At 70.3% G+C, this 13,163-nt stretch carries 12 protein-coding genes and 2 tRNA genes; 9 read left to right on the top strand and 5 right to left on the bottom strand.

Annotation, left to right across the window (positions count from 1 at the left end; translation table 11 throughout):
- Positions 1-18 precede the first annotated feature (18 nt).
- On the bottom strand, positions 19-414 hold the full coding sequence (locus G6030_RS01740; RefSeq protein WP_082904694.1) for a globin: 396 nt from the start codon (positions 412-414) through the stop codon (positions 19-21).
- A gap of 402 nt (positions 415-816) precedes the next feature.
- Between G6030_RS01740 and G6030_RS01745 the strand changes: the two genes are divergently transcribed.
- Positions 817-1,428, top strand: a complete 612-nt coding sequence (locus G6030_RS01745) for an HNH endonuclease (RefSeq protein WP_131884916.1) — start codon at positions 817-819, stop codon at positions 1,426-1,428.
- A 55-nt stretch (positions 1,429-1,483) separates the two neighbouring features.
- Here the strand turns inward: G6030_RS01745 and pepN are convergent, their stop codons facing one another.
- Positions 1,484-4,093, bottom strand: a complete 2,610-nt coding sequence (gene pepN, locus G6030_RS01750) for an aminopeptidase N (protein ID WP_182642002.1) — start codon at positions 4,091-4,093, stop codon at positions 1,484-1,486.
- A gap of 110 nt (positions 4,094-4,203) precedes the next feature.
- On the opposite strand from pepN, the gene G6030_RS01755 reads away from it, so the two are divergent.
- The 3 genes from G6030_RS01755 to G6030_RS01765 all read left to right on the top strand — a co-directional run bounded on the left by G6030_RS01755 (position 4,204) and on the right by G6030_RS01765 (position 6,245).
- The gene (locus tag G6030_RS01755; RefSeq protein ID WP_182642003.1) at positions 4,204-4,830 is read left to right on the top strand and encodes a DsbA family protein; all 627 of its coding nucleotides are present in this window, start codon (positions 4,204-4,206) and stop codon (positions 4,828-4,830) included.
- A gap of 63 nt (positions 4,831-4,893) precedes the next feature.
- Positions 4,894-5,367 (top strand): ribose-5-phosphate isomerase, encoded by a 474-nt coding sequence (locus G6030_RS01760; protein WP_182642004.1) that lies wholly within the window; start codon positions 4,894-4,896, stop codon positions 5,365-5,367.
- A gap of 41 nt (positions 5,368-5,408) precedes the next feature.
- A complete protein-coding gene (locus G6030_RS01765) occupies positions 5,409-6,245 on the top strand; it encodes a DNA-formamidopyrimidine glycosylase family protein (protein WP_007626674.1) in 837 nt (278 codons plus the stop codon).
- Between the two features lie 213 nt (positions 6,246-6,458).
- Here G6030_RS01765 and G6030_RS01770 read toward each other — a convergent pair.
- Positions 6,459-6,532: transfer RNA gene (locus G6030_RS01770), tRNA-Gly, on the bottom strand.
- Positions 6,533-6,734: 202 nt separating this feature from the next.
- On the opposite strand from G6030_RS01770, the gene G6030_RS01775 reads away from it, so the two are divergent.
- From G6030_RS01775 to clpX, 5 genes are all read left to right on the top strand, one after another.
- Positions 6,735-6,811: transfer RNA gene (locus G6030_RS01775), tRNA-Pro, on the top strand.
- A 51-nt stretch (positions 6,812-6,862) separates the two neighbouring features.
- Positions 6,863-8,260 carry a trigger factor gene (gene tig / locus G6030_RS01780; protein WP_007626672.1) on the top strand — a complete coding sequence of 466 codons (1,398 nt, stop codon included), beginning with the start codon at positions 6,863-6,865 and terminating at the stop codon, positions 8,258-8,260.
- Between the two features lie 237 nt (positions 8,261-8,497).
- Positions 8,498-9,139, top strand: coding sequence for an ATP-dependent Clp protease proteolytic subunit (locus G6030_RS01785; protein ID WP_007626671.1), 642 nt, complete (start codon positions 8,498-8,500; stop codon positions 9,137-9,139).
- Positions 9,140-9,207: 68 nt separating this feature from the next.
- Entirely contained in the window at positions 9,208-9,831 is a 624-nt protein-coding gene (locus G6030_RS01790) for an ATP-dependent Clp protease proteolytic subunit (RefSeq protein ID WP_007626669.1), read from the top strand.
- A gap of 146 nt (positions 9,832-9,977) precedes the next feature.
- On the top strand, positions 9,978-11,246 hold the full coding sequence (gene clpX, locus G6030_RS01795; protein ID WP_007626667.1) for an ATP-dependent Clp protease ATP-binding subunit ClpX: 1,269 nt from the start codon (positions 9,978-9,980) through the stop codon (positions 11,244-11,246).
- A gap of 79 nt (positions 11,247-11,325) precedes the next feature.
- On the opposite strand, the gene G6030_RS01800 is transcribed toward clpX, so the two are convergent.
- Positions 11,326-12,561 (bottom strand): benzoate/H(+) symporter BenE family transporter, encoded by a 1,236-nt coding sequence (locus G6030_RS01800; protein WP_007626665.1) that lies wholly within the window; start codon positions 12,559-12,561, stop codon positions 11,326-11,328.
- A partial coding sequence (locus tag G6030_RS01805) for a helix-turn-helix transcriptional regulator (protein ID WP_241724086.1) occupies positions 12,558-13,163 on the bottom strand: 606 nt, incomplete at its 5' end. The genes G6030_RS01800 and G6030_RS01805, both read right to left, overlap by 4 nt.

The raw sequence follows: 13,163 nt of genomic DNA on the forward strand, positions 1-13,163 counted from the left end.
CGTGCGCGGGGGAGGGGGTCACGGCACGTCGGCGGTGTTGACCATCATGGCGGCGGCGCGGGTGAGGTAGTCCACCAGCGCGGCGCGGTGCTCGTCGCCCAGGGTGTCGCGGTCGATCGTCTCGACCGCCGCGAGCATGTGGGTGAGCCACGCGTCGTGGGCGGCGCGGTCGACGACGTACGGATTGTGCCGCATACGCAGTCGCGGGTGCCCGCGTTGCTCGGAGTAGGTGGTGGGGCCTCCCCAGTACTGCTCGAGGAACATCCGCAGGCGGTCCTCGGCGGGGCCCAGGTCCTCCTCGGGGTACATCGGGCGCAGCACGGGGTCGTTCGCCACGCGGCGGTAGAACTCGTGGACGATCTTCCGGAACGTCTCCGCCCCACCGACCTCGTCATAGAACGTGCTGCTGCTCATGCCTTCCATGATGCCTGCATGGTCACCTTCGGGCCGCCGGGGCGGACACCCGCGGGCCCCCGCGCAGGTGGTGGCGCCGCGCCGAACCCGCGCCCGCCCCGCCCGCCGCGACGCTTGCGGCGATATGGACGTACGCATGGCGGTTTTGGACGTAACCAGGCTGGTGATCCGGGCTCCGGAGCGACATGATTACGTCCAAATTTCGCCCCGCTGGGCTGCGCCTCGACACGCTGGGCCCCGCCCCCGCCGCGACTGGTCCCGGCAGGGCGGCCCGGCGAGCCCGCTCGCCTGTAAACCGCGCGAAGAGTTCACCGAAGGTGCATCATCGTTGCAGGCAAGGTTCACTGCGGGCCCGGTCGGGAATGGTGCACTGGGCTCGGAGCAGACGAGCGGAGACCGACCATGGGCACAGCAGTGCGCGAGAACTCGGAGTACCGACAACGGGGGGCTCGAGCCCCGAAGCGACTGGAGCCGGTCCCGGACCGGCCGGTCCCGCTCGCGTCGGCGCCGCGCGTGCTGCTGCTCAACGCCAGCTACGAGGCACTCACCGCGTTGCCGGCCCGGCGAGCCGTGGTGATGCTGCTGGGCGGGAAGGCCGACGTGGTGCACGAGCATCCGGTGGAGGTCGTGGTGCGGTCGGTGGACACCTCGGTGCGCGTGCCCTCCGTCATCCGGCTCCGTGAGTACGTCCGGATCCCGTACCGCTCGCAGGTGCCGATGACCCGCGCCGCGCTCATGCACCGGGACGGGCACCGCTGCGGCTACTGCAACGCCAAGGCCACGACCGTCGACCACGTCGTCCCACGCAGCCGTGGGGGAGCGCACAACTGGGAGAACTGCGTCGCCTCGTGCGCACCGTGCAACCACCGCAAGGCGGACAAGCTCCTCTCCGAGCTGGGTTGGGAACTCAAGGTGCCGCTCGTCGCCCCGCGTGGCCGGACGTGGAGGCTCGTCTCGCAGTTGCGGGAGATCGGCCCGTACTGGGAGGACTACCTCTACCTCGACGCCGCCTGATCCTGCGAACTCCGGCGGCCGAGGTGCCGCGGCCGCCTGCCCGGCGATGGACCTGTCAGTCGGCCTCGGCGGCGTCGACGGCCCGGGCCGCCAACGCGCGGGTCATGTCCGCGGTCTGCTCGGCGATGATCCGACGCAGCGACGACGGCCGCGACTCGTCGGCGATCACCTGCTCGAACCGCTCCACGGTCTCGCTGTCGACCGCCCAGGAGGGGAAAATCCCCTCGGCGACGGTCTGCGCGAGGTCGCCGGGGCGGGCCTTCCACAACGCGGTGACGTCGTCGAGATAGCGCTCGCAGAGCCCAGTGAGCAGGTGCTCGTGGCCGGGCAGATCCAGCCCGAGGAGCGTGGCACGCACGATCGCGTTGGTCGGGGCGTCGGCGCCCGTTGTCAGGAGCAACTCCTCCGCCTCCTCCTTCGCGGCGACGGAGGGGCGAGCCGCCCGGGCGGTGGCGGCCCGGCGCGCCCCGCCGGCCGTGTCGTCGGCGGCGAGTTCGGCATCGATGCGGTCGACGCCCTCGACGCCCGCGGCGACGAGTGACGTGAGCACGGTCCAGCGGAGATCGGTGTCGACGACGAGGCCGGGCAGGCCCGCGTCCTCGGCACCCGCGTCGAGGAGCGTCCCGAGCACACGCTGCTGATCGATCCCGATCGGGCACGCACACAGCGCGGTGAGGAACGCGAGCTGATGATCCGAACCCGGTTCGGCGTCGCGGGCCGCGGCGAGCATGGCCCCGGAGAACGTCGCCCACCCGGTCGCGGCCGCCCAGTCCGGGTCGGCGTAGCGTGCCAACGCGGTCTGCGCCTGCGTGAGCACACGCTGGACGACGCCGATCTGGGACTCGCGCGGGACGGCACGCGAGACCACCTCGACGAAGCGGCGGGCCGGGAGCCGCGCCTCCCGCGTCATCTCCCACAGCGCCGACCAGCACAGCGTCCGCGCGAGCGGGTCCACGATGTTCTCGAGGGAGTCCAGGACGGTGGCCAGCGACCCCTCGTCCAGACGGACCGAGCAGTAGGTCAGGTCCTCGTCGTTGGGCAGGACGAGGTCGGGCACCGGCTGTCCGGCCAGGTCGGCGACGACGGTCCGCTCGCCGGTGATGTCGAGTTCGGCGCGGGCGGTCCGTACGAGTGCGCCGGAGTCGTCGCGGTTGTACAGGCCCACCCCCAGGCGGTGGGTGCGCAGCTCCCCGGCCCCCGGCGCGGCGGGCCCCTGGACCACCGTCAGCTCGGAGATGCGGGCACCCTCTCCGCTGCCGGCGACGGCCACGTCGACGGAGATCGGGTTGATGCCGGTGGTCCGCAGCCACTGGTCGGCCCAGCCGGACAGGTCCCGGCCGGAGGACTTCTCCAGCGCCGACAGCAGATCGTCGAACTCGGCGTTACCGAACGCGTGCTCGGCGAAGTACGCGCGCAGCCCCGCGAGGAACGGCTCGCGACCGACGTAGGCGACGAGCTGCTTGAGCACCGAGGCGCCCTTGGCGTAGGTGATGCCGTCGAAGTTGGCCTCGACCGTCTCCAGATCGGTCATGTCCGCCGCCACGGGGTGCGTCGACGGCAGCTGGTCCTGGCGGTACGCCCACGACTTCTCCACGTTGGCGAACGTCGTCCACGCCTCGGTGTACTGCGTCGCATCGACCTGGGCGAGCACGGAGGCGAAGGTGGCGAACGACTCGTTGAGCCACAGGTCATCCCACCACCGCATGGTCACGAGGTCCCCGAACCACATGTGGGCCATCTCGTGGAGGATCGTCTCGTTGCGCCGCTCGTAGCGGTAGCCGGTCACCCGGGAGCGGAAGACGTAGTCCTCGAGGAACGTCACCGCGCCGGCGTTCTCCATGGCTCCCGCGTTGAACTCGGGGACGAAGATCTGGTCGTACTTGCCGAACGCGTACGGCAGCCCGAACTCGCGGTGGTAGAAGCCGAACCCCTCCTTGGTCTCCGCGAAGAGGCGGTCGGCGTCGAGGTGCTCGGCGAGCGAGGCGCGGCACAGCAGTCGTAGCGGGATGGTGCCGTGCTCGTCGGTGTAGGCGTCCTCCACCACGTAATACGGGCCCGCGATGAGCGCGACCAGGTACGTGGACATGATCTCGGTCGGCGCGAAGCGGTGGATCACGCCGCCGCCCTCCGCCGGTGACTCCTCGGCCAGCGTGTTGGCCACCACGACCCACTTCTCGGGTGCCGTCACCGTGAGCGTGTACCTCGCCTTGAGATCCGGCTGGTCGAAGCAGGCGAAGACACGCTTCGCGTCCGCCGTCTCGAACTGGGAGTAGAGATAGACCTCCCCGTCCGCCGGATCGACCATCCGGTGCAGACCCTCACCGGTCGTGGTGTACGCCAGATCGGCGTCCACCACGAGCTCGTTGGACTCCTGCAGATCCGGAAGGGTGAGGCCCTCCTCGTCGTCGTACCGGTTCTCCTCCCCGGCCGGGAACAGCTCCCGGCCGTTGAGGACCGCCGACCTGATCACGGCGGACCGCAGGTCGATGAACGTCTCCGCGCCCGGGCGCGCGCAGGAGAACCGCACCACGGTGCGCGAGCGGAACGTGCCGGACCCGGGCCCGCCACTGCCGTCGGTGAGGTCGATCTCCACGTCGTACGACTCGACGCTGAGCAGGTCCGACCGCGCGGTGGCGTCGGCGCGGGTGAGGTTGAGCGAGCGCATCAGTGGGACCTCGGTTCGGTGGGGGTTCGTCTACCGCACCAGTCCTACCACCCGGACCCGACACGTAAGCGGCAGTGGCGGCACGCGCGCCGGACGGGGAGGATGGGGACATGACCTCCAGTACGCAGTCCACCACCTGTTCCGTCGACTTCTGGTTCGATCCGCTGTGCCCCTTCGCGTGGGTCACCAGCCGCTGGATCCTCGAGGTCGAGAAGGTCCGTGACATCTCCCTGACGTGGAACGTCATGAGCCTGGCCGTGCTCAACGACGGCCGCGACCTGCCCGAGGACTACATGGAGAAGATGAAGCTCGCGTGGGGCCCCGTGCGGGTGGCGATCGCCGCCGCCAAGCGCCACGGCCAGGAGGTCCTCGGGCCGCTGTATACCGAGATGGGCACCCGCATCCACGACCAGGGTCGTGGCGTCGAGGACCCGACCGTCATCACCGAGGCGCTCCAGGCGGCCGGCCTGGACGCCGATCTCGCCGCGGCAGCGGGGACCGATGAGTACGACGACGAGCTCCGCGCCTCCCATCACCGGGGCATGGACCCGGTGGGCGACGAGGTCGGGACCCCGGTCGTCCACGTCGACGGGGTGGCCTTCTTCGGGCCCGTCCTGACGCGCATCCCGCGCGGCGAGGAGGCCGGCAAGGTGTTCGACGGCGCCGCGCTGCTCGCCGGGTTCCCGTACTTCTTCGAGCTCAAGCGCAGCCGCACGGAGGATCCGCGGTTCGACTGAGCCGCGATGTCGGCCCCGGTGCCCCCGGGATGGGCGCACCCGGGGCGTGGCAGAATCGCCGCCATGCGCATCTACCTGGGAGCGGACCACGCCGGCTTCGAGACCAAGAACGTCATCGCCGAGCACCTGAAGGCCTCCGGCCACGAGGTCGTCGACTGCGGCGCCCACACCTACGACGCCGAGGACGACTACCCCGCCTTCTGCATCGACGCCGCCCGCAAGGTCGTCGCCGACCCGGGCAGCCTCGGGATCGTCCTGGGCGGCTCCGGCAACGGCGAGCAGATCGCCGCGAACAAGGTGCCCGGTGCCCGCTGTGCCCTGGCGTGGAGCGTAGAGACCGCCCGGCTCGCGCGGGAGCACAACAACGCGCAGCTGATCGGCATCGGCGGGCGTATGCACTCGCAGGAGGAGGCGCTGGCGATCGTCGACGCGTTCCTCGACCAGGAGTGGTCGGGTGCCGAGCGGCACCAGCGGCGCATCGACATCCTCGCCGAGTACGAGCGCACCGGCGAGGCCCCCGCGGTCCCCGGCGCCTGATTCCCTGACCGGCCCGGTCCCCACCGTGTCCGAGCGTCACCGTGCCTGAGGGGCACACCCTCCACCGGCTGGCCCGCCTGCACACCGAGTACTTCGCAGGCGGGCCCGTCCGTGTGTCCAGCCCCCAGGGTCGATTCGCGGACCATGTCGTCGTCGACGGACGGCACTTCGACCGCGCCACGGCGGTCGGCAAGCACCTCTTCCACCACTACGAGGGCGGCCTCGCCGTCCACGTCCACCTGGGCCTGTACGGCTTCTTCGACACCCACCTGGTTCCCGAGGGGCAGGACCCGCCGGCTCCGGTCGGGCAGGTCCGCATGCGGGTGGGCGCGATCGCCGACGGGGCGCCCGCACACTGGGTCGACCTGCGTGGACCGACCCGGTGCGAGGTGATCGCCGAGGCGGAGGTCGGCGCCGTGCGCGACCGACTGGGCCCCGACCCCCTCGACCCGGACGCCGAGCCGGAGCGGGCCTGGGCCCGGATCGCGCGCAGCGCCCGGCCCATCGGTGCCCTGCTCATGGACCAGAAGGTCCTGGCCGGCGTCGGCAACGTCTACCGCGCCGAGGTGCTCTTCCGGCACGGGATCGACCCGTTCCGTCCGGGCAAGGACCTCGATCGCGCGCAGTTCGACGCCGTGTGGGACGACCTCGTCGCGCTGATGGAGATCGGGGTACGGACCGGGGCCATCCACACCATCCGTCCCGAACACGATCACGGCGACGTGCCGAGGCGTGGCGCCGACCGGCCGCGCAACTACGTTTACCAACGCGACGGCTGGGAGTGCCGGGTCTGCGGGGACCAGGTGCGTCAGCAGGCGATGGAGGCGCGGACCCTGTACTGGTGTCCCACCTGCCAGCCGGGGCGGCCCGGCCGCTGACCGGGCGGCTTCGGGTGGGGGGGTGCAGCCGCGCGCGACCATGGCGTCTGGCGCGCACAGGAGTCGGGGCGAGACGCCATGGCGAGGGGCGGCTGTGGGCGGGCCGGTCGGGCGGGCGCGCGAGACGCCATCCGCGGGAGCGACTGCGCATCGACGGGGGCGTGCTGACGAGAAGAGCCCCGAGCCGTCGGTGGGGACGGGCGGGGCTCTCTGTGGAGCGGGTGACGGGAATCGAACCCGCGTATCCTGCTTGGAAGGCAGGGGCTTTACCATTAAGCTACACCCGCGTCGGTGTCCTGACCTGGGGTTTTCCCCCGGGTCCCGCTCACGCTGTGACAACACTACCGGACGCCGCGCGGCGCTCCCAACTTCCGGGCCGATAAGTCGGAATCGGTGCCGGGGTCGGCCTGTCGTACACTGGGCGAGTTGGTTTGGCGGCCCGGCGGATTTCCCGTGCGTGACAGCGGGGTGGTCGGCCGCGCGACCCACCGGGATGTGGCGCAGCTTGGTAGCGCATCCGCTTTGGGAGCGGAGGGTCGCAGGTTCGAATCCTGTCATCCCGACCAGCGGAGCCGAAAGACACGAACCCCCAGAAGACTTCCTAGGAGAACATCACCGTGAAGAGCACTGTCGAGCAGCTCAACCCGACCCGGGTCAAGATCACCGTGGAGGTGCCGTTCGCGGAGCTCGAGCCGGACTTCGCCAAGGCCTACAAATCGCTCGCCGGCCAGGTCAACATCCCGGGCTTCCGTCCCGGTAAGGCCCCGGCCAAGCTCCTCGAGTCGCGGATCGGTCGCCCGGCCGTCCTCGAGCAGGTCATCAACGACATGATCCCCGCGCGCTACAGCCAGGCCGTCGACGAGCACGAGCTCGTGGTCCTGGCCCAGCCGGAGATCGAGGTCACCAAGCTCGAGGACAACGACGTCGTGGAGTTCACGGCCGAGGTCGACGTCCGCCCGGAGATCACCCTGCCGAAGTTCGAGGACCTCGAGGTCACCGTCGAGGCGCCCGAGACCGACGACGCCGCCGTCGACGCCGAGCTCGACAACCTCCGCGCCCGCTTCGGCACCCTCAAGGGCGTCGAGCGTGGCGCCACCAAGGGCGACTTCCTGTCCGTGGACCTGGCCGCCACCGTCGACGGCGAGCCGGTCGAGGACGCCTCCACCGAGGGCCTGTCCTACGAGCTCGGTTCGGGCACGCTCATCGAGGGGCTCGACGAGGCCGCCGAGGGCCTCAAGGCCGGCGAGTCCAAGGAGTTCACCTCCTCGCTCGTCGCCGGTGAGCACGCCGGCAAGGAGGCCGTCATCACGGTGACCGTCCAGTCGGTCAAGGAGCGCGAGCTCCCCGAGGCCGACGACGAGTTCGCCCAGATGGCCAGCGAGTTCGACACGCTCGAGGAGCTGCGCGCCGATCTCACCGAGAAGGTCGCCCAGCAGGCCAAGGCCGGCCTCGCCGGGGAGATCCGCGACAAGGTGCTCGACGCTCTCCTCGAGGCCACCGACGTCCCGACCCCCGACGCCCTCGTCGAGGCAGAGGCGCATCAGCAGCTGCACTCGATCTTCGGCGATGCCGCGCACGACGACGACATGATCAACTCCATGCTCGCCGCGGAGGGCACCGACCGCGAGACCTTCGATGCGGAGACGCTCGAGGCCACCGCCCGTGCCATCCGTAGCCAGCTCCTGCTGGACGCGGTCGCCGAGGAGGCCTCCACCGACGTCTCGCAGGAGGAGCTCACGCAGCACATCCTGTTCCAGGCCCAGCGCTACGGCATGGACCCCAACCAGTTCGTGCAGCAGATCCAGCAGACCGGCCAGCTCGGCTCGCTGTTCTCCGACGTCCGCCGCTCCAAGGCCCTGGCCGACGTGATCCAGCAGGTCACCGTCAAGGACGCCGAGGGCAACGTCGTGGACACCTCCGAGTTCTTCGGCACCCGTGAGGACGCCTCGGACGAGGACGCCGCCGATGAGGCGACCGACTCCGCCGACGAGTCGCGCGAGGGCACCGACGCCTGATCGGTACGCCCAGTCGCATCCGGGGGCCGGGGACCACCACGCGTGGTCCCCGGCCCTCTCCTCGTCAGGGGCTGCCCCGGCGGAGAGCGGGGTCGGCCGACGCTGAGAGCGAACACCCGCCCCGGCGGGACGGTTCCGTCCCCGGCGTTGGTTAGTGTTTGACGTAACGGTTCCCCGGCCACCGGTCGGCCGGGCGCCGCGCGAGCGGTGAAGACGATGAGCGAAGGTAGGTTCCCCGTGGCCCAGAACGGTTCAGCGGCTCAGCCCGGTTCGACACAGCCCGCCCTCAACTCGCCGGGGTCCCACGGACTCACTCTCGGCGACTCGGTGTACGAACGTCTCCTGCAGGAGCGGATCATCTTCCTGGGCTCCCAGGTCGACGACGACATCGCCAACCGCCTCTGCGCGCAGATGCTCCTGCTCGCCGCGGAGGACCCCTCCCGCGACATCGCGATGTACATCAACTCGCCCGGCGGCTCGGTGACGGCCGGCATGGCCATCTACGACACCATGCAGTTCGTCGAGTGCGACGTGGCCACCTACGGCATGGGGCTGGCCGCCTCGATGGGCCAGTTCCTGCTGGCGGCCGGGACGAAGGGCAAGCGCTACGCCCTCCCGCACGCCAAGATCATGATGCACCAGCCGTCGGCCGGCGTCGGTGGCTCCGCCGCGGACATCGCCATCCAGGCCGAGCAGTTCGCGGCGACCAAGCGTGAGATGGCCGAGCTCATCGCCTTCCACACCGGTCAGTCGTTCGAGCAGGTCACCGAGGACTCCGACCGTGACCGTTGGTTCACGGCCGAGCAGGCCAAGGAGTACGGCTTCGTCGACCACGTGATCTCGCGTGCGTCCCAGTCCGGCGGGTCCTCGCCGTCGTGATCGAGTCCTTCCCCGGCGGGAGCGCTCCCGCCGACCGTCCAGCCCCGCACACGACCACGGAGTCCCCGATGACCTCACTGCCGTCCTCGCGCTACATTCTCCCGTCCTTCGTCGAGCACTCCAGCTACGGCGTCAAGGAGTCCAACCCGTACAACAAGCTCTTCGAGGAGCGCATCATCTTCCTGGGCACCCAGGTCGACGACGCCTCGGCGAACGACATCATGGCCCAGCTCCTGGTCCTGGAGGGCCAGGATCCGGACCGCGACATCACCATGTACATCAACTCGCCGGGCGGCTCGTTCACGTCGCTCATGGCGATCTACGACACGATGCAGTACGTGCGCCCGGACGTCGTGACGGTGTGCCTCGGGCAGGCCGCGTCGGCCGCGGCCGTCCTCCTGGCGGCCGGCACGAAGGGCAAGCGTGCCGCGCTTCCCAACGCCCGCATCCTCATCCACCAGCCCGCCACCGGCGGCATCCAGGGTCAGGTCTCGGACCTGGAGATCCAGGCCGCGGAGATCGAGCGGATGCGTCGACTCATGGAGACCACCCTCGCCCGTCACACCGGTCGTGACGCCGACCAGATCCGCAAGGACACGGACCGCGACAAGATCCTCACGGCCGAGGAGGCCAAGGACTACGGCATCATCGACACCGTGTTCGACTACCGCAAGCTGTCGGCGGGCAACTGACGCGGCGGGGGCGCGCCGCTCAGGGGAGCGGTGCGCCGTCGGGTGCAATGAACTGATCGCGCGGGGCGGCTTTTGTGGCCGCTCCCGCGTACCGTCGACTACGGGGCGTGACATCGACGCCCCCGGAATGCGAGGACGTAGAACTCATGGCGCGTGTGGGTGAGAGCGGCGACCTGTTGAAGTGTTCCTTCTGTGGGAAGAGCCAGAAGCAGGTCAAGAAGCTGATCGCCGGTCCCGGGGTCTACATCTGCGACGAGTGCATCGAGCTGTGCAACGAGATCATCGAGTCGGAGGTCGACGAGTCGCAGGAGGCGGGTCTCGACGCGCTGCCCAAGCCGGCCGAGATCCACGCGTTCCTCGACGAGTACGTGGTGGGGCAGGACGCGGCCAAGCGCAATCTCGCGGTGGCCGTCTACAACCATTACAAGCGCATCCGCGTCGGCGCGGCCCTCGGGCGCGGTGACGGCGTCGAGCTGGCCAAGTCCAACATCCTCATGCTGGGCCCGACCGGCTGCGGCAAGACCTACCTCGCCCAGACCCTCGCCAAGATGCTCAACGTGCCGTTCGCGATCGCGGACGCCACAGCGCTGACCGAGGCCGGGTACGTGGGCGAGGACGTGGAGAACATCCTCCTCAAGCTCATCCAGGCCGCTGACTTCGACACCAAGCGCGCCGAGATGGGCATCATCTACATCGACGAGGTCGACAAGATCGCGCGCAAGGCGGAGAACCCGTCGATCACGCGGGACGTGTCCGGCGAGGGCGTCCAGCAGGCGCTGCTCAAGATCCTCGAGGGGACCCAGGCGTCGGTGCCCCCGCAGGGCGGGCGCAAGCACCCGCACCAGGAGTTCATCCAGATCGACACGTCCAACGTGCTGTTCATCGTGGCCGGCGCGTTCCAGGGCCTGGAGAAGATCGTCGGCGACCGCGTGGGCCGCAAGGGCCTGGGGTTCGGCGCGGAGGTGGCCAGTAAGAACGAGCTGGACACCACGGACAATTTCTCGGAGGTCATGCCCGAGGACCTGGTCAAGTTCGGTCTGATCCCGGAGTTCATCGGGCGCCTGCCCGTGGTGGCGACCGTGACGAGCCTCGACCGCGAGGCCCTGGTGAACATCCTCGCCGAGCCGAAGAACGCGCTGGTCAAGCAGTACGCCCGCCTGTTCGAGATGGACGGTGTGGAGCTCGAGTTCACGCAGGACGCGCTGGAAGCCGTGGCTGATCAGGCGATCCTGCGCGGTACCGGCGCCCGTGGTCTGCGCGCGATCATGGAGGAGGTCCTGTTGCCGGTCATGTACGACATCCCGGGCCGCGACGACGTCGCCCGCGTGGTGGTCACCGGCGAGACGGTGCGCGACAACGTCCTCCCGACGATCGTCCCGGTCTCCGAGGAGGAGCCCCGCGAGCGCTCGGCGTGAACTGACCCCGGAGACGCTGCGACCTGTCAGACGAGACGGCCCCCGCCACCTGGCGGGGGCCGTCTCGTGTCCGCGCGCGTCAGGACAGGGTCCGGCGCTCGAGCAACGCGGTGACCGCCATCCCCACCACGATGCCCCAGAACGGCGCCGAGATCCCCAGCAGAGAGACCTCGGCCACGGTCACGAGGAGACACACCAGCGGGCCGAGCGCGCGGTCGGTGCGGAACGCGGTGACGAACGCGGACTGGAGAGGCGCGAGCATCGCGAGCCCGCCGAGCGCGGCGATGAACGCCGCCGGTGTGCCCAGGATGAGGCCGACGAACGCGGGGGAGAGCACCCCCACGACCAGCGCCAGCGCGCCGTTGGTGATGGCGGCGGCGTAGTGGCGCTCGCGGTCGCCGGAGGAGACGATGAGGGCGTTGGTCGGTCCGGTGAGGCAGGTCGAGACCGCGCCGATGGCGGAGACGAGTAGGGACCAGACGCCGCACGCGACCGCGCACGCGGAGACGGGCGGGTGATGGCCCTTGGCGCGCAGTACGGCGATGCCCTGCCCGTTCTGCACAACCAGGACGGTGATGGCCAGCGGGACCACGAGTTCGGTCATCGCGCGCAGGGTGAACTCGGGCGTCTGCAGCATCGGCGCGGCGATGAGGCCGTCGTCGAGGATCCCCCGTGACAGGCCGCCGGTGAGGACGACCGCGACGATCCCCACGACCATGGCGGCGAGGATGGGTGGGACCACGCGGGCGACGCGGGGGACGGAGCCGACGACGACGAAGGCGAGCGCCATCGGGAGGGCCACCGCGGCTGAGGACCAGACGGAGGACACCAGGCCGAGCCCGAACTGGAGGAAGACCCCGGCGACCATGGCCATGATGATCGGCATGGGGATCCAGTCCATGAGCCGGCGGGCCAGGCCGGACAGGCCGACCAGCAGGATCACCACCCCGGTGACGACGTAGGCCCCGAGGACCTCCGACCACCGCAGGTGGGCGAGCGAGTTGCCGACGATGACGGTGCCGGGGATGGTCCAGAAGAAGGCCAGCGGCGTGCGGTGGATCCAGCTCATGAGGATGGTGAGCAGGCCGTTGGCGAAGAAGACGCCGAAGATCCACGAGGACAGTTGGCCGGGGGAGAGGTCCCCCTGGCCGCCGGCGGTGAGGATGACGGCGACGGGGCCGGTCGCGGAGAAGACCAGCGCGATGAGGGCGTTGGCGAATTCGCGGGGGCCGATGTCGGAGAGCACCCGGCGCGGCGAGGGCCGGGTGGTGGTGGCCGTGGGCGGGGCGACGGTCGTCGGGGGTCCGGTGGTCACAGTTTTCCCGGGAGGTCGTGGTCGGTTCGGAACGGTTCGGCGTTGCGGGAGACGTAGGCGGCGAGTTCGGTGCGTCCGCTGATCCCGAGCTTCGAGTAGATGCGGGTCAGGTGGTACTGGACGGTCTTGACGGACAGGAACAGTTCCTCGGCGGCCTGGGCGTTGGTGCGGCCGGCGGCGACGAGGGTCGCGACGGCGCTCTCCTGGGGGGTCAGGGTGCTGTTGCCGCCGGTGCGGGTGACGTCGACGCCGCCCGCGCGGCGTTCCCGGTCGCACCGCTCGACGTACGCGCGGGCCCCGAGCTGTTCGTAGATGTCGCGCGCCGTGCCCAGCGCCAGGTGGGCCTCGCGACGTCGGCCTGCCCTGCGCAGGGTCTGCCCGTACCCGAAGTGCATGCGCGCCGAGTAGTAGGGCATCGCCAGTCCGTCGAGGTGATCGAGGCTACGGCGGAAGATGCGGTTGCACTCGTCGACGTCGCCCCGGACGGCGGCGATGCGGGCGCGCACGGCGCCGAGGCGGGCGAGGGTGGATCGGTGGCCCTGCCTCTCGGCACGTGCCTCGGCGGGGCCGATGAGGCCCTCCGCCTCGTCCAGTCGCCCCGC

Source organism: Dietzia sp. E1, assembly GCF_014145015.1.
Lineage (GTDB): Bacteria > Actinomycetota > Actinomycetes > Mycobacteriales > Mycobacteriaceae > Dietzia > Dietzia cinnamea_A.

Bases quoted from the DNA above. Each gene is read 5' to 3' on its own strand.
- G6030_RS01740 (WP_082904694.1), bottom strand. From the start codon at position 414: ATGAGCAGCAGCACGTTCTATGACGAGGTCGGTGGGGCGGAGACGTTC.
- G6030_RS01745 (WP_131884916.1), top strand. From the start codon at position 817: ATGGGCACAGCAGTGCGCGAGAACTCGGAGTACCGACAACGGGGGGCT.
- pepN (WP_182642002.1), bottom strand. From the start codon at position 4,093: ATGCGCTCGCTCAACCTCACCCGCGCCGACGCCACCGCGCGGTCGGAC.
- G6030_RS01755 (WP_182642003.1), top strand. From the start codon at position 4,204: ATGACCTCCAGTACGCAGTCCACCACCTGTTCCGTCGACTTCTGGTTC.
- G6030_RS01760 (WP_182642004.1), top strand. From the start codon at position 4,894: ATGCGCATCTACCTGGGAGCGGACCACGCCGGCTTCGAGACCAAGAAC.
- G6030_RS01790 (WP_007626669.1), top strand. From the start codon at position 9,208: ATGACCTCACTGCCGTCCTCGCGCTACATTCTCCCGTCCTTCGTCGAG.
- clpX (WP_007626667.1), top strand. From the start codon at position 9,978: ATGGCGCGTGTGGGTGAGAGCGGCGACCTGTTGAAGTGTTCCTTCTGT.